This window comes from Streptosporangium sp. NPDC049644 (genome assembly GCF_040675205.1).
In the GTDB taxonomy this organism is placed as follows: domain Bacteria; phylum Actinomycetota; class Actinomycetes; order Streptosporangiales; family Streptosporangiaceae; genus Streptosporangium; species Streptosporangium fukuiense.
On record NZ_JBFAOJ010000083.1, the window covers coordinates 1 to 20,146 of the forward strand.

The following is a 20,146-nucleotide window of genomic DNA, read 5'->3' on the forward strand; positions in this document are numbered from 1 at the left end:
ACCGCGCCGGGCGGTTCGTAATCCCCGCACGGGACGCGGCCCTGCCCTCTCCGGGCCGCCGGGTGGTAGATGTGGGGGTGTTCACCGAGGCTGAGGCACGCGCCTACCTCAGCGCCAAGCTCGCCGTTCACGACCGGGTCGACAGCGACGCCGAGATCGACGCGCTGGCCGCCGACCTGGGATATCTGCCGCTGGCGCTGGCGCAGGCGGCCGCTTACCTGGTCGACGCGGGCCTGGATTGCGCCGGCTACCGGGAGCGGCTGGCCGATCGGCGCCGCAAACTGGCCGAGGTGGTACCCGAGGAGGACGCTCTGCCCGACGACCACCCCGCGATCGTGGCCGCGGCCTGGTCGTTGTCGATCGACCGCGCCGACCGTGCCCGGCCCGCCGGACTGGCCCGGCCCCTGCTGCAGGTGGCATCGCTGCTGGATCCGCACGGCATCCCGCAGGCCGCACTGACCAGCACCCCGGTGCTGGCCTACCTGGCAACCGAACGACATCCCCGAGCCACGAGGGAGGTATCGGCTGCCGACGCCCGCGATGGGCTGCGGGTGTTGCACCGCTTCAGCCTCATTAACCACGACCCCACCGCATCCTTTCAGGAGGTGCGGGTCCACCAGCTCATCCAGCGCGCCACCCGCGATACCTTCTCCGGTGCCGAGTTGGCCGCCGTCGCGCGTATCGCCGCCGATGCCTTGATGACGGTATGGCCGGATGTCGAACGCGATCAGGCCGGGCCCGTCTTGCGCGTCAACACCGCCACTTTGGGCACCCTCACCGGTATCGCCCTATGGGAATGGAACGATGAGGCACACCCGATCCTGTTTCGCGCCGCGAGCAGCGTCGGCGACAGTGGACAGGTTTACGCAGCCGCCGCCGAATACACCCGGCTGCATGCCACCGCCACCCAGCTTTTCGGCCCCGACCACCCCGACACCCTGACCAGCCGAAGCCACCTGGCGCGCTCGCGGGGGCAGGCTGGGGATGCGGCAGGCGCGGCCGCGGCTTTCGAAGACCTCCTCACCGACCGCCTGCGGGTGCTGGGCCCCGACCACCCCGACACCCTGACCAGCCGAAGCCACCTGGCGCACTGGCGGTGGCAAGCTGGGAATGCGGCAGGCGCGGCCGCGGCTTTCGAAGACCTCCTCACCGACCACCTGCGGGTTCTCGGCCCCGACCACCCCCACACCCTGACCAGCCGAAGCCACCTGGCGCACTGGCGGGAGCAGGCAGGACTCGTATAGACGGCCAGGTAGCGGAGGCGATCACACGGTGTTCTTGAGCTCCGCCTCGATCGCCGGCTCAATGCAACCGTTCCCATCGTTTCGCCGTCAGTAGTCGAGGGCGCGGTCGACCAGGTCGGCGACCTCGGTGGCCGAGGCGCGGAAGTAGCGGGCGGTGGTTTCGATGGAGGTGTGCCCGAGCAGGGCTTGGATCTGGGCGTGGTCGGCGCCGGCTTCGCGGAGCCGGGTGGCGTAGGTGTGGCGCAGCCGGTGCGGGCGTAGGCCCGGCAGGCCGGCGTCCTTGCCGACCGCGCGGACCACGTCGGTGACGCCGTCGACCGACAGCCGTCCGCGCTGTCCGGCTCACAGTCCTTCGCCGACCGTGTCCGCCAGGGCGGGCCGCGCGGCCAGCAGCTCGGCGCGCACCTTCAGCCAGGCGGTGAGGCGTTCGCGGGCCGGGACCGGCAGCGGGACGGTGCGCACCTCGTCGCCCTTGCCGTGCAGGCGGGCGGTTCCACTGCGCGCGGTGATCGCCACGTCGCCGACGCGCAGGCGCTGGCATTCCTCGGCGCGCGCCCCAGCCCCCAGTAGGACGGCGGTGAGGGCGGCGTCACGGGGGCCGCGCCGGTCGGCGGCGCGGCGGACCGCGTTCTCCTGCGCCCGCGACAACGCATTCGGAGCTCCAGGTTTGGGCACCCGGGCGCGCTTGACCGCCAGCCGCAGCACGGGTCCGTGTTCATACAGCAGCGTCACCGCGGCCAGTGCCTGGTTCACCGTCGCCGGCGACGCCCCCGCGGCCAGCAGATGCCGGCGCCAGGCAGTGACCGCGGCCTCGGCGCCGACCAGATCGACGAACGCATCCGCGTGCTCGGCGGCTCGCGCGAGCAGCCAGTCCCGGTAGGCCAGCGCCTGGAGCCGGTAGGCGGTCACGGTGTTCTTCGCGAGCGCGCACCGATCGAGATACGTGCCGAACGCGGCCAACGCCACCTCTGCGGCGGCCGTCACCGCCCCTGCCTCACGACCGGGCCGGAGCACCACCACATTGCCGACTTGGGAGTCGCCCAGATCGGCAACGCGGTTGTCGACTCGGCTGCCGTCTCGCTCACCATCGTGATCGTCAACCTGGCTGCCGGTCTCGCCGCCGCCGTCGTCGTTGTTGATCTTGTTGCCGGTGCTCGTGGTCACCCTCCGGGCTTCTCTCCTTCTTATCCGGGGAGTTTTTCCGGCGTTAGCCCGGCCGCTGCCCGGTGGTTATCCGGGGAGCTCCTATCGAGACTCCCCGGATAATGAAACTTATGCAGGGAGCTGTAGGGCGATAGGGCGGGAGTGTATATCAACGGGCCGTTGACACACCGACCCGAGTGGAGAGTCGGCTCGCGGAATAACACGCCAAGATCAAGAACTTTTTGAACCTGCGATGCCGACTTCAGCCCGATCTCCATCGCTGCTGCGGAGATGAGGCATGCTGGCAGCGGATCGTAACGATCACACGACGGGCGAGCACAGGGCGAAGCGGATCGGCTGGGATGGAAAGATGCGCCTGTCCCACCGCTATACCCCCGCAGTTCCACTCGCCGACGCCAATCTCGTTCCGGCCGACCTGACCATCTCAGGTGCAACAGCCAAGCCGGTGGCGCCACCAGCGTTACGTACGCCGTGGGCCGCAGCCTGGTGGATCGTTCCGGCCGCCTTGGCGGTTGGCGGCGCAGCGTTCGCGATGGCTTGGTGGCTGTTGAGCAGTCTGCCACCGCTACCGAAAGCGGCCGAGGAAGCCGCAGCCCGCCAGGGTGCGATCCAGACTGCCTTGGCCCTGGGCGCGGGGATCGGTGCGGCCATTACCGTGATGCTTGCCTTCCGCCGTCAGCGTCACCAGGAGCATGCCGCGCATGTCACGGCGTATCTGACCGAGCGAAACGCTCAGCTGACCGAGCAGATCGCCGAGCGCAATGCCCGCTTGGCTGAACAGGTCGCCGAGCACAACCGCCAAGATGCCACCGAACGCCGGGTAACGGAGCTGTACACCAAGGCCGTTGAGCAACTCGGCCACGCAGGCGCTGCCGTCCGGCTGGGCGGGCTGTATGCCTTGGAACGTCTGGCTCAGGGCAACCCCGAGCACCGCCAGACCATCGTCAACGTGATCTGCGCCTATTTGCGCATGCCGTACGCCCTGCCCATCCTGCCTGAGCCGGTTGACCCGGCTCGAGAACGGGCTGAGGCTCTACGTGATGCCCGCCGGCGTCACCAGGCTCTACGCGCCACCGCCCGAGGACGGGTGATCGCGCCCACTTCATCTGCACCCATCATCGGCGACTCTGCGGTCAAGGACGCAGAGGGAGAGCGGCAGGTCCGGCTCACCGCCCAGCGCATCCTGGCCGAGCACCTACGCGACGACCGCGCTCCCGAGGACCGGGACACGACCCCTGCCGAACCCCGGTTCTGGGAGGGCATGCGTCTCGAGCTGACCGGCGCTACCCTCATCGACCTGGACTTTCACTACTGTCATGTCACCGAAGCCTGGTTCGATAAGGCGACCTTCACCGGGAACGCCACGTTCTACGGATCCACCTTCACTGGCGACGTCAAGTTCAATGGGTCCGTGTTTACCAAGGAAGCTGGGTTCGACAGAGCAGTCTTCATCGGGGAAGCCAGCTTCAACAGGGCGATTTTTACCAAGAACGCCAAGTTCGACAGTGCGATCTTCAATGAGGACGTCACGTTCAACGGGGTGACCTTCACTAGGGACGCCATGTTCGACAAGACAACCTTCACCAGGGACACATGGTTCGATGCGGCAACCTTCACCAGGGACGCCGTATTCAGCAGGGCAGTCTTCACCGGATACGCCGGATTCAGCAGAGTGACCTTCACCAGAGAAGCCTGGTTCGACGGAACGATCTTCACCGGGACCGTCACCGCCACGACCTTCGTGTTCAACAAAGTTCGGCTCTTGGAGCCGGACGGCATGCACCACTGGCCGGAAGGCTGGACAGTCATTCACCGGCCCGATGGCTCTGGGACGCTCCAATGGGATGACACCGAACCGTCGACACCGGAAGCCAAGGGCTAACTCGTCCAGTCGGCGCGCGGACGTCGGGGAACACAGCGGCAAGGCCGCGCGTAGCCGCAGCGAGACAGGAAAGTACTCACTGGGTGCGATGAAGGTCCGCTGCGCCACCGTCGCCGACGATCGAGGGGAGCGGTGAGCGACCGCGTACACGAGTTCGCCTGCCATCGCCTGCGCCCGGTTCGGCGACCCGAGTGTCCGATCACAATTGGCCATCGCTGACGGTCATCACGCCGTGGAGACTAGGCGAACCGATCAACCTGGAGGGATGAGGTGGCGGTCGGTTTTCTCCTGGTTCGCGCTCGCGGTGCTGGGCGTAGTTCTGGTCGCAGGACTGGGGTGGATGCTGGGTCCAGGGGCGGCATGGGTACTGGACATAGACGGCGTGACCGGGTTGCGGGGCAAGGAACTGGCCGAGGCACTGGACGCGGTTCGCAATCGTGCCTTGTCTATCGGGACCGGGTTGTTGGCCGCCGCAGCGATCTACTACACCGCCACCAACGCCGCTTCGGCCCGGCGCAGCGCCCAGGCCGCTCACGACGGTGTGGAAGCGGCCCGCCGCTCAGCTGAGCTCAACGAGCAGGCGCAATTGCGCATCTTTGAACTCACCGAGCAAGGTCAGCGGCGCACCCATGAGCTGACCGAACGCGGCCAGCTCACCGACCGCTTTACCGCTGCGGTCGCCCAGCTCGGCGATTCCTCCCCGGCCGTTCAACTCGGTGGGGTCCACGCTCTGGCCGGACTGGCCGACGACGCTCCCACCCGCCAACTCCGTCAGACCTGCATCGACGTGCTGTGCGCCTACCTGCGCATGCCCTACGCCCCTGACCTCGGCGCCGACGGTACCTCGGCAGAACGTTTGGCCTTCGCCGGCCTGCGCGAGGTTCGCCATACCATCATCCGAGTTATCGGCGCCCACCTCCGCAAAGACGCCACCACATCTTGGCAAGGCCACACCTTTGACTTCACCGGAGTCATCTTCGATGGCGGCGATTTCCGCGGCGCGGTGTTATCCGGCGGCGTGATCGACTTTCGTGAGGCGAAGTTCACCAGTGGCAAGGTCTATTTCAGTGATACGCAGCTCTCCGGTGGCGCCCTCTACTTCGACGGCGCGCAGTTCGCCGGCGGCGAGGTCTACTTCGATGGCGCGCAGTTCGCCGGCGGCGAGGTCACCTTCGACGGTGCGCAGTTCACTGGCAGCGACGTCATCTTCGACAGCGCGCAGTTCACTATCGGCACGATCACCTTCAACCGCGTGCGATTCACTGAAGGCACGCTCGCCTTCGACAACGCGCAGTTCACCGGGAGCACAGTTGCCTTCAACGGCACACGCTTCTCCGACGGCGACGTCACCTTCGACTTGGCAGAGTTCTCCAGCGGCGTGGTCGACTTCCGTGAGGCGAAGTTCACCGGCGGCACCCTCACCTTTGACAGCGCACGGTTTTCCGGCGGCACAGTCGGCTTCGACCACACGAAGTTCTCCGGCGGCAAGATCGGTTTTGACTGCGCGGACCTCTCCGACGGCATGATCACTTTTGACGGTGCCCGGTTCTCCGGCGCTGTGATCGACTTCGACGACGCGAAGTTCTCCGGCAGCGTGGTCGACTTCCGCACGGTACGCGACTGGTCACATCCGCCGGAGCTACGGAAACCAGCGCCGATCGGTGTGCTGCTTCCTGCCTGGCTCGGTACCGCGACATTGGAATAGAGCACGCAGGCAGCTAGCGCATGTTCGGCGTCCCGGACGGCATGCGGGTGGTGGCCATGGAACACCCCGCCCGGGCGCCGCGCGTCAGGCTCGTGATGGCCGACCGCACCCCCGAACTGGTGCTGGCTCGCGCCCTGCTGGAGGCCACCCGCGACCTTGACCTGCGCGACACCTTCGACCGCATGCTCCACGACCACTTGAGCCGATAGCGAGCACCCCCGGCCGCCCAAGGTGATCGGTAGCCAGTCACTGACATCGAATCCACGCGCAACAACCTTCAAGCAAGATCTTTCAGAAACCACTATTTCAACGCTGCTATCACCATCTCTAATTGCGATCTACCTAATATCAACACAACCTGTCATAATTCCTTACAAGATCAATTCAAGACTTAGACCGAAGGTATCTGCGATACATCTTGGGCTGCTCCCGCCATCAGCGGCCCTGCCATCGTCGCTACCGCCACCGTCTGGACGGGGGTCGCATGGCCTGGGTGAATGTGCTCGGTCCCTGCATGGAGCAGGTGGATTATCGATTACGGGAGGGCGCCGGTTGTGGCGTGCCATATGCGGGCGAGCGCGGTCACGACCCCAGCGAGGAACTGGATGAGCAGCTGAGCTACCGGCTGGGCGGTGAGCGCGGGCTGGTGTGGATCGGTGAGGGTCTGCGTGAGGTGGGCATCGTCCCGGGCACTGCGCTGACGGCCGACCAGCACGGCATGGCGCGGGCGTTGATGAACGGTGAGGACCCGATTACCGACGAGCTGCTGATGAAGGCCAAGCATGTCGTCGATCCACGCGGCAAGCTGCCTGCGGCGCCGCTTGGGGAGGCGCTGGAGGCTACCGCAGCCAAGCGCGGTACCACTGTGGAGGGCCTGTTGGCCGCCCGCCCGGCGATGGTCAAGCGGGCGGCTCAGATGGCACGCGGTATCGCTCGGCAAGGCGAGGCGCACCTGGTGCGCATTGATGATCTGGACCAGTTGGCCTTCGCTGCCGGTGTCGACCTGGCCGAGGTGTACGAGCGAGAGGAATTGGCGTACGCGCGTAAGTGGCGCGACGCACGGGTTCGCATCGGCAACCGCGGCTATGACTTGACTCTTGACGTGACCAAGAGCGTGTCGGTGCTGATCGGGCTGGCCGATCCCAGCTTCGCGGCGGGACTGGAGGGCGTCGCCGCTGAAGCGGTGTTCGAGACGGTCGCGGCGGTTGAGCAGTGGGTGGGCTACGGTCAGCGAGGTCACCAGGGCGACGGCCGGCTGGCTGAGCAGATGGGCACGAGCGGGTTACTCGGCTGGGTGATGACGCACCGAACCGCGCGTCCGGTGGGGGCGTCGGCGCCGGATCCGCATTGGCATGCGCACGTGGTGATCGTAAACGCAGCGCGCGGGTTGGATGGGAAATGGTCGGCGGTCGCGTCCGGAGGACGGGACTTATACCGGCACGCGCACGCCGCCGACGCCTTCTTCAAGGCGCGAGTGCGCCGAGTAGCGATTGAGCGCTACGGCATCGCCTGGACCCGGAGCCCGGAGACCGGAGAGTGGGAGATCGCGGCCATCCCAGCCGCGGTGCGGACGTTGTTCTCCAAGCGTGACGGCCAGGTGAAGCAGGTACTGACCAAACTCGGCTTCGCCGCTGGGGAGGCCTCTCGGCGGGCCAAGAAGGTGGCCTCGGCCGAAAGCCGCCAGCACAGAACCGACCCCGGGCAAGCCGAGTTACGCGCCGACTGGCACAACCAGCTCGAAGCGGCCGGCGTGGACCCGGTCGCGCTGGTCGCAGCCTGCCGTAGCGGCGCACCGTTGCCCGCGCGGCCTTCTCCGGCGGAGATCGCGGCGTGGATCTGGCGGACGGAGGGCGGGTTGACCGCGCATCGCAAGGAGGTGTCCCGGGCCGCTGTGCTGGCTGCGGTCCTGGACGCGCTCCCCGACGGGGTGGCTGATCTGGCCGAGGCCGAGACGCTGGTCGATGAGGTGTTGGCGCTGGCTCCAGCGGTGCGGCTGAGTGATGCCGGGGCGCGTCATATGGCCAACTCCGCTCGCTACACCAGCACCGACATCCTTGCCGCCGAACAGGCCCTGCTGGCCATCGTGCGCCGCCGCTACAACGGCGGCGTGGCCGTGCTGGACGCTGATGCCGTCCGCCTGGCCCTGGACACCTTCCAGGTCGGCCACCAGATGGCTTTCACCGGCGAGCAACGAACTGTGCTGGAACGCGTCCTGCGCGCCGGGCACGGGGTGGAGGCGATCATCGGCGTGCCCGGCGCGGGCAAGACCACGTTGATGGCCGCCGCCCGCGCCGCCTACGAGAGCCGTGGCCTGGTGGTCCGGGGCGCGGCCACCGCGGCGATCGCCGCCGCCACTCTGCGCGCCGAATCCGGCATCGGCACTGACACGATCGCCACCTGGCTGCTGCGCATCCAGCGCGGGCGGGGGTTGGCCGGGGTGGACGCGCTGGTGGTCGACGAAGCCGCCATGGTCGACGACCGCCAGTTGGCCACTCTCCTGGACGACGCTGAAAGGCACGGCACCAAGGTGGTGCTCCTCGGGGACCCCAAGCAACTGCGCGCGATCGGCGTGGGCGGTGGATTCGCCGCCATCCACCGCCAGGTCGACGGGCTGGTGCTGCGGCAGAACCGCCGCCAGTGCGACCCCCTCGAACGCCAAGCCCTGGAGTTGTTTCGAGCCGGCCAACGCCGCCAGGCCCTGCATACCTGGGCCTCAGGCGGCCACGTACACGCCGAGGCAGGAGCCGACGACACAATGGCCCGGCTGATCGCCGACTGGGCCGGCGCCCGGCAACCGTACCGGGGCGTCGAAGGGCCGGGCGTGCATGACGAACTGGCCGACCTGCTGGTGCTGGCAGGAACGAACGAGGCTGCCAACCGGCTCAACCTGGCCGCCCGAGCGATCCGCCGCGAACTGGGCGAGCTGTCCGGCCCTGAACGCCTCTACCACCTGGCCGGCGGCTCAAGCATCGCCCTGGCCGTCGGGGACCACGTACGGGTACGCAAGAACGACTACCGCACCCGCCGCGGCGAAGGCCCGGTGGACGTTCTCAATGGCTACCGCGGCCATGTCACCGCCATCGATAGCAGGCGGGGCGTACAGGTCGAATGGCGTCAGGCTGGGCTGGATGGAGCCGCACTGGTACATGAATGGGTCAGCCCTGCCTACATCGCGGCTGGTGGTCTGTCGTACGGCACCGTGATGACCGTGGCTTCCGCCCAAGGCCTGACCGGTCGAAACACGTTCGTCTACGGTTTGGGCCTGGACCCGAACAGCGCGTACACGGCCTTGAGCCGCGATCGGCACAGTGCCCACCTGTACCTACCTCTTGAGCTCCTGGAAAGCGACGCCGACCGGCTTCGCCACGGCCCAACCCGCGGCCCGGCCGACGAACTGCAGCGCGCCCTGGCCGCCTACGCCACGGCCCTCTGCGGCGACCGCGCCGACCAACTTTTGACTCCCGAACCCGAACCCATCGCCCACCAGACACGCCTCATCCCGTCTGTCCAAGCAGACGCGTCTCCATACGCCGAGTTCGAGCGCGCCCAAGCCGAGGTGCAGGCCGCCGATCGCGCGGCTCGCATCACCGTGCAGCGCGCCCGCGTTCTGCAGTCCCTCACCAACTCCCCCTACGGTGTCGGGTTGGCCGACGACGCCGAGCTGAGTCACCGCATGAGCCGACTCGGGAGACAACTCGACACGACGGTCGCCGAGGCCAGAGCCGCCGAACAGATCGCTCAGCGCCTGGCCGCTGATGGCGGAGGCCCACACGAACGCTGCCTGCTGGCCGAGCGCGCCGACATTGAGGAGCAGACCAGCCGGATTGAGACGGCCGAGGCTGCCGCCCTCCAGCTCCAGCAGGCACGCCAGGCGGTCATCGAGGGCCGCCAGCGCCTGACTGAGCTGCGCCGGCAAGAGCATGCCGTCAAGGACGAATTGGCCAGCCTGCGCCCGTGGCAGCGAGGCCGTCGCCGAGACCTGACAGCCGAGCTTATCGACCTACACGAAAGCGAGGAGCGCATAACCCAGCACCTCGCGCCGATCCGTGCCCACGGCCCGGTCTTGGAAGAGTCCGCTCGCCAGACCGCCGCACAGGCCCCGCCGGTTGGCACTTGGCCGCACCTGCGCCGCCGCCACGCCGAACTGTTGCACTCCTTCGACATCAGCCTGCAGGCTGCCCGAGACAGCGACGTCGACATTGTCAAGATGCGCGCCCAAGGGCTTCGCCAAGCTCATAAGGCCGCTCAGCACGAACTCACTACGATCCAACGCGAGATCATGCGCCGCGCCGACCTGCCACCTGACCAGCGCGACCTCGAACGAGCCGTCCGAGCCGAACAGGCCACAGCAAAGCGACCGGACGCTCAGCCGCCCCACAGCCGCATCAACCAGCGTGGCCCCTCCCAGGCATACCAGCCACCGACCAATCGCAGTCGCAGCGATCTTCGTCGTGGACCTGGCTTCAGTATGTAAGTACGGAAGCGTAGGCGCCGCCCGGCGCGGGAGAGCGTCACTGGAGGGCAGACCAAGTAAGCCGGAAGGGTGCGGCTCCTTCTGAGGGAGTGGCTGAGCTGGGAGTTCGTGGTTCGGGCCTGGTTGGGCGAGGGATCACGTCCTACCGTCTGAGGCGAGGCGGTGGTGGCGATGGGCTCGTTGCTTGAGGAACTGGCGCGGCGGGAGGCTACGGCTCGGCGTCGGATCGAGGGGCTGCGACAGCAGGTCAGCGAGTCGACCGAGCGGCTGGGGGCCGAGGAGGCCCGGTTGTCTCGCCTGGTGGTCACGCGCGAGACGGTTGAGGAGATCCTTGGTGAGGCCGCCTCGCTGGTCGAGGAGCCCGATGAGGAGGGCAGCCCGGCTGACGCGGCGGGGGCGGAGGAGGGGCCGCCGGAGGTGGTGCGGTTGGGGGTGGTGACGGTGCCGCGGTGGCGTTCGGGGATGGGGACGAAGGTGTTGCCGCAGGCGTATCGGGATGCGGTTGAGATCTTGGTCGATGGGGGCGGGCCGATGCGGGCGGGGCAGCTACTGGTGGCGATGGGCCTGCAGGATGCGGCCTCGACGCGGGAAGGGCTGCGGTCGAAGCTGAAACGGCTGGTCGAGCGCGGTTGGCTGGAGGAGGTGGGCGCTGGCTTGTTCAGGGTGACCGAGCAGGTGACCGGCCGCGCGTCGAAGAGGGGACCGGCTGGTTCAGGTGACGGCATCGGGTCCTCACCGCCGCAGTGATTGCGGCGGGGCTCTCCTGCTAGGGAGGTTCGAAGGTGCCAACCAGTCGAACCGGCCCACGAGAAGAGCCCTGCGGTGGAACCGTACTGTGCAGATGCAGCCGCTGACGTCTTTGCAGCGGCGATCAGAACCTTCAACTGTCTACTCCGACAGCTCGCCGGCCCCCAGGCCGTGTCCTGGACGCATGATCGGCTTGAGGAGGTGATCGAGCAGCAGGGCCGTGAGCTGCTGCGGCTGTTGTTGCAGGCCCGTCTGGATCTGCGGGCGCTACGTGAGCAGGACGCCGTCGCCGAGGCCGGGATCGGCAGGGCCGCGGTGGTAGGAGCCGACGGCCTGCCGCGGCGGCGGGTGGAGATGCGGCATCACCGGCTGCTGGCCACCGTCTTCGGGACGGTGACCGTGACGCGGTGCGCCTGGCGTGCTCCCGGCCTGCCGAACGTCTATCCCGCGGACATGGCGTTGTCGCTGCCTGCGGGGCGCCACAGCCACGGACTGGCCCGCCTGGCGGTGGCCGAAGCGGTCCGCGGTTCGTTCGACGCCGCTCACGCCGCGATCACCGCTCGGTGCGGGAACGTGCTCGGCAAACGGCAGCTGCAACGCCTCGCGCAGACCGCCGCCGTCGATATCGACGCCTTCTATCAGCAGCGCACCCCCGTGCCGCGCACCCGTGAGGAGCTGCTGGTGCTCAGTTGTGACGCCAAGGGCGTGGTGATGCGGCCCGAGGCGTTTCGCCTGGCCACCGCGAAAGCGGCTGCCCGAGCCACCCGCACGTTCCGGACCCGCCTTGCGGCCGGTCAGAAGTCGTGCCGCAAGCGGATGGCCACTCTCGGTGCCCTCTACGACGCCGAGCCCGCGCGGCGTCGCCCGCACGACGTGGTCGCCCTGCCCGGCGGACGCACCGGCGAACGCAGGCCACGGCCAGGACCTCACGCGAGCGGGAAATGGCTGTGCAGCTCGGTGATCAACGACCCGGATGAGGTGATTGCCGCCCTGTTCGACCAGGCCGAAGCCCGCGATCCCCGCCATGCTCGCGTCTGGGTCGTGCTCGTCGACGGCGCCCGCCACCAGCTCGACCTCATCCGCGCCGAGGCCATCCGCCGCAGCGTGGCCATCAACATCGTCATCGATTTCATTCACGTCATCAAAAAGCTCTGGGCCGGCGCGTGGTGCCTGCACCGGCCAGCCGATCCTGCAGCCGAGGACTGGGTCGCCACCCACGCCTTGGCCCTCCTGGCCGGACACACACGCGAGGTCATCACCGATCTCGATACCCAGGCCGCGCAACTGCCCGCCGACCGGCGAGAGGGCATCGACACCTGCATCCGCTATCTGACCGACCACGCAGAGTTTCTCCGCTACGACCAGGCCCTGGCCGCTGGATAGCCCATCGCGACCGGCGTCATCGAAGGCGCCTGCCGCCACCTCATCGCCGACCGCCTCGATATCACCGGCGCCCGCTGGGGCCTTGCCGGAGCCGAAGCCGTCCTGAAGCTCCGCGCCCTCATCACCAACAACGATCTGCCCGAATACTGGCGCCATCACCTCGGCCAAGAACATCAGCGCGTCCACGGCCAGCACGACTACGAGCTCATCACCTGATCAGCTCGGTCCCTCGAAAGGAGCCGTACCCAACCCGATCTCGGGCTCGGTGAGGTAGGTGACCAGGGGCTCGGTCGAAGCGTTTGGGCAGGATGGCCATAATTTCCAGACCTGCGGTGGATGGCATGATGAAGCGCGACGATACGGCCCAGGGAGTGGAGCACGTGGCAGTGGATCTTTCCGTGGTTGAGGATTTCTGCACTACGTTCACAACCCACAACGACGTTGAAATTGTCGCGTCGCTGATCGGCGCAGTCCCTCTGGCGGTGGACTACCGTTCCCCAGAGGCTCTCACCTCGAGCACCGCCACCATCGTCCGCTGGGGCGACGGGATCCTGATCGCACAGCCCTACTATGGCGACGAATGTGCCCGCCAAGAGGTCATGAGCGCCCTGTCACGCCATGGCCACTTGGCCGTCTGCGTGGTGTGGGGAATCTCGCTCTCTCCCTGGGGGAAGAACTACTCCAGGATGGACCCGTGGCATACGGCGGGTGCATCGATGGCCTACTTCGCCTACGCCGCGAGCGGGAGACTGGAGGTCGGGTTCGACCCTTATGACTTCGACAGAGCCGACCCGTCCCTCCGCTGCGGCTGGAATACCGGGGCGGTCGACGCCTACCTGCACGACCTGGACTTCAGCCTTCTTACGGTCGCGACACAGCGGTCTGGGAGGGGTTCGAGGCCGGGCCGGCGCATCATTCCCCGGCACAAGTACGCCTGCGTCACTTTGATGGAACGCATCGCGGGCGCCACCTTTCCGGCGGGTGTCGAGCCGGATTCGCCCGGTGCGGGATTCACCATCGCCAGCCCGTTACCAGCCATGAGCGATGCCGAGTTCGCTCACTTCATGGGTCCGCCGCAGAGCTGAGGCTTGCGTCGCCGGCTCCATGCAACCGATGAAGCCGGCGACGCCCGTCCTGGAAAAGCGGTGTCAGCCTACGACGTAGGCTCCGCACCTGGGGATATGAGAACCCAGAAGGGGTCTTCCTCAAGAAGCCTGTATCGCTGGTAGAACCATCTCAAGGCCGTGCCCGCACTGCCGTTGTGCGGCTGCGACAGGTACTTGTAGCTGATATTCGCCGTGAGCTTCCCGGCATCGTTCCTTCCGGCTCCTTCGTAGGCACTGGCGAAGGGATACTCATCGCATTGCTGGTTGGCGCCCCTCGTGAGCAGCGCGCACGCCTTATCCTTCTCCCTGGTGTTCTCCGCGGCGAGAGGGTCGTCTTCCCAAATCCTGTGCAGCGAAGCGCCGCGGCCCGCATCACCGCTTACGATGTACTCCAGGAAGTCTCCCGGGATCACCTTGCTGGTGTTGGCGAAGGCGCTTTTGATATGACGAGCGACCTCTCCGTGGTTCACGCTCTTTTCGTAGTAAGTGATGAACCTGTTCCCCTTGCCCAGGATGCAGCCCCCGTAATGGGTCCGGTACCTGGGCGAGGTGTCGCACATCACCTCCGGCTCCTTGTGGAAGTTCTTGACGTCGTCATCCTTCAGGAGCTTACCGTTGAGAGATCCGCCGACTTCGATGTACGGGGCTATCTTGCAGGTGCCGACCATGTCGGGCGCGGTGCTGGCGGCGGTACTGGACTTGATTCTGAAATGTGCGTAGGGGTCCGACTTCCAGGCCGCGCGCGACGCTTTTCTGAAAGAGGGCCCGTCGACTGCACAGACGCCAGGACCGGGGTCGCCCGCCGTCGTGATGTTGGCATTCAGCATGATGTCGTTGTCGTTGACGCTGACGCCCTCGGGCTCAATCTTGTACCAGACGTCGATGTCGCGGCTGTGCCTGCCGGGGGCATCCCAGGCCTGGGCCAAGTAGTTCCCGATGCGAGTGAGAATCACCGTGGTGGCGGTGAACTGCGTGAATCCCGCAGGGATCCTCGTCTTCACGCCATCTACGATGACCACGCGGAAGAGGCTGACCCCGTAGGTCCAGGTGTAGCACCACGTGAAGGGCCGATATTGATCGTGGAGAACGGGGCGGGGCGGGACACCCTGCCAGCCTTCGTCCCGGCAGATCTCAGTCGTGATGTGCTCCAGATCGAAAGAGGCCGCAGCCGCACCAGTGGACTGGGTCACTCGCTCGCTGCTGGGAACGGACTGGCCGCCACCAGCGGTATTAATCCTGGCGGTGTGCCAGGTGGTCCAGACGCCGTTGACACCTGCGGCAGTGGCGCGGGCGCGCCATCTCACCGTCTCGCCGTCCCGCAACTTGCCCTTGGGGACCTGCAGAGATACCCGGGTATCGTCGGGCTTGGCGGTGACCTCGCCCGACCAGATCAGCCGCTTGTCCGTGGTCACCTTGTCCGCCTTGACGGACTTGGTGGGCTTGCCGGCGATCTCCACTTCCACCTTCGCCTCGCCGTCGCGCCCGGCGGACAACCAGGTGGTCAGGCGGGGGGTGAGGGTAGAGACGACGCTGACACCGTCCACGGTGCGGGCGCCGTCCACCGTCAGTTTGCCGATCGCGGCAGCAGCGTCCGCGGCAGCGTTCATGCGCCGCTGTTGAGCCGCCATGCCGGCCGCGGCGGCGCCGACGGGAGTGTTCATATCGGCCTGGATCTCGGTCGCGCTCTGGGCGCGGTTGTAGACGCGTACCTCGTCGATCTGGCCGTTGAAGAACTCGTCCCAGGCGTTGTTGCCGCCGAGTCGCAGTACACCGCCGTCGTCGATGAGGTCGCCGCCGATCGCTTCCTGGTTGAGCAGAGTGCCGTTGACGTACAGGGTGGCCGTGCTGCCGTTATAGGTGACTGCCAGGTGAGTCCACTGGTTCAGTGGCAGTGCGCTTTCTCCTGCCACCTCCGCGCCACTCTCGGCCAACTGCAACCAGCCCAGGGGGACTGAACCGTTGGAGGAGTACAGGCCGTAGCTGCCACCTTCGGCGAGTTCCTTCATAAGTACGGTGCGCCAGTTGTTGTTTGCCGCCGGCCGTACCCATGCCGAAAGGGTCAGTGCGTTCGTCAGGCGCAGTGACTCGGCGTGCGGGACGGTCACCCAACTGGAGGAGCCGTTGAACGACAGCGCCGTGCCATGCTTGCCGGTCGTCCAGGTGGTGTCGGTGGCTGCTCCGGTGTTGTTCTGCCCGGAGGAATCTCCGACGGTCGTGCCCGTGCCTTCTTCCATGCCGTAGGCGGCCACCAGTCCCGGCACCGGGGTGGGGGTGGGGTCAGGCGTGGGGGTGGGCGTGGGGGTGGGGGTGGGGGTGGGTCCTGGGGTGGTGGAGCCGACGGGGGTGTTCATGTCGGCTTGGATCTCGGTCGCGCTTTGGGCGCGGTTGTAGACGCGTATCTCGTCGATCAAACCGCTGAAGAACTCATCCCAGGCATCGTTGCCGCCGATCCGCAGCGGGCTGTCGTCGTTGTAGAGGCTGCCGGTGAGCGCGCTCTGGTTTGCTTGCTGGCCGTTGACGAACAAGCGCAAGGCGGAACCGTCGTAGGTGAGCGCCACGTGGCTCCAGGTGTTGACCGGCAACGGCGAGATTCCGTTGACGGTCGCATTGGTCACCGGATCGGTCTGCACCCAGCCAGATGGGACCGAAGCGCTGTTGGCCGCGTACAGGGTGTGCGTGACGGCGTCGAACTCCAGTTCCTTACCCACGATGGGGCTCCAGGCGGCTACCGTGTCCGGGTTGACCCAGGCCGACAGCGTCATCCCAGTCGTCAGGCGCAACGACGCGGCATCTTGGACGGTGACCCAGCTGGAGGAGCCGTTGAACGACAGGGCCTTGCCGTACTTGCCGTTGGCCCAGCTGGTGCTCGCGCCGGTACCGGTGTTGTTCTGTCCGGAGGAGTCGGCCACGCTCGTGCCCGATCCCTCGTTCATGCCGTAGGCCGCCACCAGTCCTGGAATCGGCTGCGGTGTGTCCGCGCCCGTGGTGAACGACCAGGTGTAGGGCGCCATGACGTTGTCCGCGGCATCCTTGGCGCCGCTGACCTCGACCTGGTACGTCTTCTGTGCGGCGAGTTTGGATGTCGGTGTGAACGTCCATTCGGCATCGGTGCCGCTGCCCTGCAGCGTCCCCTGCACCGCGGCGCCCGCCGGGTCTTTGACGGTGAGCTGTACCTGGGACACCGCCTCGTTGAACGTCGCCTTCACCGCAATGTTCACCGACACATTCGTGGCACCACCGGCCGGTTCAGTTGCGGCCACGGTCGGTGGGACGGTATCGGGTTCTCCTGTTGTGAACGACCAAGAATGGGGTGCCATCTCGTTACCGGCCTGATCCTTCGCGCCGCTGACCTCCGCGCGGTAGGTCATTCTGGCGGCCAGCCGATTGAGTGGTGCGAACTCCAGCAAGGTCCCCCATGTGTCCAGGTCCCCTTGCCCCTCGACCGGGTTTCCCTGGTCGTCCTTGAGGGTGAAGACGGCTCCCGTGACCCGCTCGTCGAAGCGGACCATGACGCGGGACGATGTTGAGGTGTTCGTCTCGCCCGTGCTGGGGACCGTATGGGCCACCTGCGGGGGAGTGGTGTCTGTTTGAGGCTCACTTTCGAGCGGGGGTTCGGCGGGAAGGTCGTCGGCCTTCATCTCGAAGGGGTTGACCACCTGGGTCTGCAGCGCCTGAAGCTGCTGACGGCTCACCGGTTCCACGGGCACGGGCTCGGGATAGGTCTCCACTTTCCAGGCGACTGCCTGCTCATAGGAGGGAGGCTCCGCCAGCGGTGGACCGTTGTGGCGGAAGATCACCGTCTCGATCTCGGGCTCTGCCGGGATGTATTCGATCATGAGGGTGGGTGGGTGGCGGTAGCCCGGGTAGGGGTCGCCGCTGTGTTCGCTGGAGTAGTACTGGCGCCAGTTGATGGTCGCGCTTTCGCTGACGGCCCGTAGCACCATCCCGTGGTTAGGCTGGTCCTGTTCGATCCAGGCGCGGGCCATACCAGTAACCCGGTGCACCAGCTGCTCCTCCTTGGCGCACCAGCTGGCGGGGTCGGCCTCATAGTTGTAACCGGCCGTGTTCGCGCCTTGCAGGGTGCTGGAAAACGAGGGTTGCCTGGACCAGCTCAAGTTGTTCGTGGTGCCGTTGAGGGTCCAGGCGGAGGTGACCTGGGCGGCCGCGATCGACCCAAGGTTGTTGCCGCACAGCTGGCCGTTGGGGCCGCCGGACTTGTAGTTCCACACCCACAGGTCCGCATCCACCACGGTGGCGCCTTCGAGTGCCGGATCGTCGGTGTCGAACTTCAGGTACACCCGGGCGATGTCGGCGCTGGTGGAGGTGGTGCCGACGCGCAGCCAGCCGGCCGCGGCGTTGTTGGTGCTGGGGCTGTTCTTGCTGACCCAGGCGTCGTCGGGTTCTCCGCCGCCAAACCATTCGGAGGCGGCGGCGATCGTCACCGGGTAGGTCACCGCGGTGTCGGCCAGGAACTTCTCGTCCGGGGTGAACACCAGCTCCGACGTCGTGCCGGAGGTCTCCACCCGCGCGTCGACCGGCGAGGTCTTGCCCTCGTCGGGGGAGGCCTCCACCTTGGCATCCATGGCGGTCAGCACGATCGGCGCCGCCGCCGCCTTGCCTTTGGCGTCCTTGAGTTGCGGCAGGCCGTCGGAGGTCGTGCCGAACGTGGTGCCTTCGGGCAGGGTGAGGGGCAGGCGCACGGTCACCGGGCCGGCCGGGCGCTGCCGGAAGACCACCTGGGAGATGAACCCATCTGCCTGGGCCTGCACGACCAGGTCCGCCCCCGGCGCGACGGCGTCAGGGTAGGTGACCGTGCTGCCGGAGATCTTCGGCTCCGGCAGCGCCCGGGTGGTTTTCAGGCCGGTCGTGCCCTGCTCACCGTCCGCCGACACCAGGTGTTTGCTACCGCGTCCGCCGAGGGTCAGCGGGCTTTTGACACGCGCGGCCTGGAGCTTGCCGTCGCGGGTGACGATGCGGGTGTCGATGGGCTCCCAGGCACCGCTGGCCCGGTTCTTCAACTGGACGGGGCGGGTGTAAAGCTCGGCTCGCAGGTTCTTGCCGTTCGGAGTCGCCCAGACCTTCATGGTCTCAGTGAACCGAGAGGGCACCTCAACAGGTTTGCCGGACTTGGCCGCCTTCTCCCAAGCGGTTTTAAGCCCAGGATCGGTCGGTTGACTCATCGTCGACGATGACGTGGGAGCGGGGGGTTCTGCGGCTGCAGGTACTGCGATCAGCGTGACGGGCATGAGGACCGCCAGCGCCATCACGCACAGCCGCGAACAGCGTAATCCCGAGATGCGCACTAACACCTTCAATCAGGCTCGACGTGGGCAAAACAAGATCAGTCTTAACCCAGCCACACCTGGAGCCACAACCCCCAAGGGGAACAAAGTTTCGATAACATCCGCACCAGCGTTCCTTGAAAACCAAGGTCGCGGGACACCAGGAGGGCTGTTACAACGAGGTTGATCTTTGCGGCTTTTCGCAGGTAGAAACCCTGACGGCAGAGTGGCTCCATGGAGTTCGACGGTTCAGGAGGAACTCCCGTGACGGACGATCCGGGCCAGCACAGATCGCCTCCCGCACCTCACAGCGGCCTCCCTTAATTGGCTATTCACGAAGACCAAAATTTAGGATCGTTTGCGGTCGGCGCGATTCCTCTTCACGCGGCAGTCGCCGGGCGGAGGGTGGCACGGATGGCAGCCGTGTCGCGCTGCATGCGCAGGTGAGCACGGGCCGCTTGGTGGTCGGCGCGGCCGCGATGGTCTCACGGGTAGCGGGCCCGGTTCGCGTGCGAGGGTGCCCCGGGCAGGATCAGCCGGCCCTGGCCGACGATCACGGCGTTGCGACGACGTTTGCCTAGGGTGCGTATCCACTTCCTCCTCTGCCAGCCACCAGGCATAAGCGTCGCGTTCGACGCTGTAGGCCCTCCGCTCGGGTCGGTGTCATAGGCCGCAGTGCGCCACGAGGGGGGGCAGACCAAGTAAGCCAGAAAGGGCTATTAGGGCTGGTCGGGCGGTGGAGGCGGAAGTTGAGGTTTCGGCTGTGGATGGCTGTGCCCGGCGTGGGACCGGATTGGTTCCCGCAGCGGTCTCACTACGCTGACCTGGTCAGACACCGTCTCGGGAACCGGACAGAGTTGATGTTCTGTCCTATGTGCCAGCCGCCGTTGTCCCTTTCTGGCTTACTTGGTCTGCCCCTCGCTGCCTTTCGCGAGCTCTGGGAGAAGACGCAACCCAGCCGGAATCGTCAAAAACGATCTTCTTTAACGGCGGGCGAGAATCGCGGCCGCTCGAGTCTTCCTCGCAGGCCGATGATGGCCGTTGCGAAGCCGCACCTCTAGGTAGTCGTCCCTCGCTTCGCTCGGGCCGCTCCACCTGGACCTGTGGCTTCGCGACGGCCGATTCGGCTGCTGCCGAGGAAGAGCCCGGGGCCCCGAGA

At 66.8% G+C, this 20,146-nt stretch carries 8 protein-coding genes and 2 pseudogenes; 8 read left to right on the top strand and 2 right to left on the bottom strand.

Annotation, left to right across the window (positions count from 1 at the left end; all coding sequences use genetic code 11):
• The coding region (locus tag AB0J58_RS33475) for a tetratricopeptide repeat protein (RefSeq protein ID WP_364223497.1) at positions 1-1,244 on the top strand (1,244 nt) is incomplete at its 5' end.
• Between the two features lie 87 nt (positions 1,245-1,331).
• Here AB0J58_RS33475 and AB0J58_RS33480 read toward each other — a convergent pair.
• A pseudogene (locus tag AB0J58_RS33480) lies at positions 1,332-2,408 on the bottom strand (tyrosine-type recombinase/integrase).
• A gap of 277 nt (positions 2,409-2,685) precedes the next feature.
• On the opposite strand from AB0J58_RS33480, the gene AB0J58_RS33485 reads away from it, so the two are divergent.
• The 7 genes and pseudogenes from AB0J58_RS33485 (at position 2,686) to AB0J58_RS33515 (ending at position 13,684) form a co-directional block, all read left to right on the top strand.
• Positions 2,686-4,290, top strand: coding sequence for a pentapeptide repeat-containing protein (locus tag AB0J58_RS33485; RefSeq protein WP_364223499.1), 1,605 nt, complete (start codon positions 2,686-2,688; stop codon positions 4,288-4,290).
• A 265-nt stretch (positions 4,291-4,555) separates the two neighbouring features.
• Positions 4,556-5,995 carry a pentapeptide repeat-containing protein gene (locus AB0J58_RS33490; RefSeq protein ID WP_364223501.1) on the top strand — a complete coding sequence of 480 codons (1,440 nt, stop codon included), beginning with the start codon at positions 4,556-4,558 and terminating at the stop codon, positions 5,993-5,995.
• 20 nt (positions 5,996-6,015) lie between these two features.
• Positions 6,016-6,204, top strand: a complete 189-nt coding sequence (locus AB0J58_RS33495; protein ID WP_364223503.1) for a hypothetical protein — start codon at positions 6,016-6,018, stop codon at positions 6,202-6,204.
• Between the two features lie 275 nt (positions 6,205-6,479).
• Positions 6,480-10,469 carry a MobF family relaxase gene (gene mobF / locus AB0J58_RS33500; RefSeq protein ID WP_364223505.1) on the top strand — a complete coding sequence of 1,330 codons (3,990 nt, stop codon included), beginning with the start codon at positions 6,480-6,482 and terminating at the stop codon, positions 10,467-10,469.
• Between the two features lie 171 nt (positions 10,470-10,640).
• Entirely contained in the window at positions 10,641-11,216 is a 576-nt protein-coding gene (locus tag AB0J58_RS33505) for a hypothetical protein (RefSeq protein WP_364223507.1), read from the top strand.
• A 75-nt stretch (positions 11,217-11,291) separates the two neighbouring features.
• Positions 11,292-12,815: pseudogene (locus tag AB0J58_RS33510) on the top strand (ISKra4 family transposase).
• 125 nt (positions 12,816-12,940) lie between these two features.
• Positions 12,941-13,684, top strand: coding sequence for a hypothetical protein (locus AB0J58_RS33515; RefSeq protein ID WP_364223509.1), 744 nt, complete (start codon positions 12,941-12,943; stop codon positions 13,682-13,684).
• A gap of 68 nt (positions 13,685-13,752) precedes the next feature.
• Here the strand turns inward: AB0J58_RS33515 and AB0J58_RS33520 are convergent, their stop codons facing one another.
• On the bottom strand, positions 13,753-19,014 hold the full coding sequence (locus AB0J58_RS33520) for a LamG-like jellyroll fold domain-containing protein (RefSeq protein WP_364223511.1): 5,262 nt from the start codon (positions 19,012-19,014) through the stop codon (positions 13,753-13,755).
• Positions 19,015-20,146 lie beyond the last annotated feature (1,132 nt).

Coding starts and splice junctions, on each gene's coding strand:
- AB0J58_RS33485 (WP_364223499.1), top strand. CDS start 2,686: ATGCTGGCAGCGGATCGTAACGATCACACGACGGGCGAGCACAGGGCG.
- AB0J58_RS33490 (WP_364223501.1), top strand. CDS start 4,556: ATGAGGTGGCGGTCGGTTTTCTCCTGGTTCGCGCTCGCGGTGCTGGGC.
- AB0J58_RS33495 (WP_364223503.1), top strand. CDS start 6,016: ATGTTCGGCGTCCCGGACGGCATGCGGGTGGTGGCCATGGAACACCCC.
- mobF (WP_364223505.1), top strand. CDS start 6,480: ATGGCCTGGGTGAATGTGCTCGGTCCCTGCATGGAGCAGGTGGATTAT.
- AB0J58_RS33505 (WP_364223507.1), top strand. CDS start 10,641: ATGGGCTCGTTGCTTGAGGAACTGGCGCGGCGGGAGGCTACGGCTCGG.
- AB0J58_RS33515 (WP_364223509.1), top strand. CDS start 12,941: ATGATGAAGCGCGACGATACGGCCCAGGGAGTGGAGCACGTGGCAGTG.